The sequence below is a fragment of the Micromonospora sp. NBS 11-29 genome (genome assembly GCF_002140155.1).
Classification (GTDB): Bacteria; Actinomycetota; Actinomycetes; order Mycobacteriales; family Micromonosporaceae; genus Micromonospora.
The window spans coordinates 29,031-29,490 of record NZ_NAPR01000012.1; the positions used below are offsets into that span (position 1 = coordinate 29,031).

Consider the following 460-nt stretch of genomic DNA (forward strand, 5'->3'; position numbering starts at 1 on the left):
GCGGCGTCGACCGCCGTGGCGGTGGCCGGGTCGTCCAGGCACACCAGCGTGCCGCCGTCGTCGGCGCACAGCGCCGCGTGCGCGGAGGTGGTGAGCACGAGGCCGGCCCCGGCGTCGGCGAGCATGAACCGCACCCGCTCGGCCGGGTACGCCGGGTCCAGCGGCACGTACACACCGCCGGCCTTGAGCACGGCCAGGACCGCCACCGGCAACAGCGGGGTACGCGGCAGGCAGATCCCCACCCGCGTCTGACNATGATGCGCCAGCCGGTTCGCCGCCCGGTCCAGCTCACCGTAGGTCCACCGCTTCCCGCCACACACCAGGGCCACCTGATCCGGCGTACGGGCCACCTGCCGCTGCACCAACTCGTGCAGCCCACCGGTGCTGGCCGACGCCAGCGCCGGTGTGCCGGCCAGCAGCCGGGCCCGCTCGGGCTGATCGAGCAGGTCGATCGCGCTCG

General features: G+C 75.2%; 1 protein-coding gene. It reads right to left on the bottom strand.

What is annotated here, in order from left to right; all coding sequences use genetic code 11:
* On the bottom strand, positions 1 to 362 hold a 362-nt coding region (locus B1205_RS14950), incomplete at its 3' end, for an AMP-binding protein (RefSeq protein WP_441338504.1).
* Positions 363 to 460 lie beyond the last annotated feature (98 nt).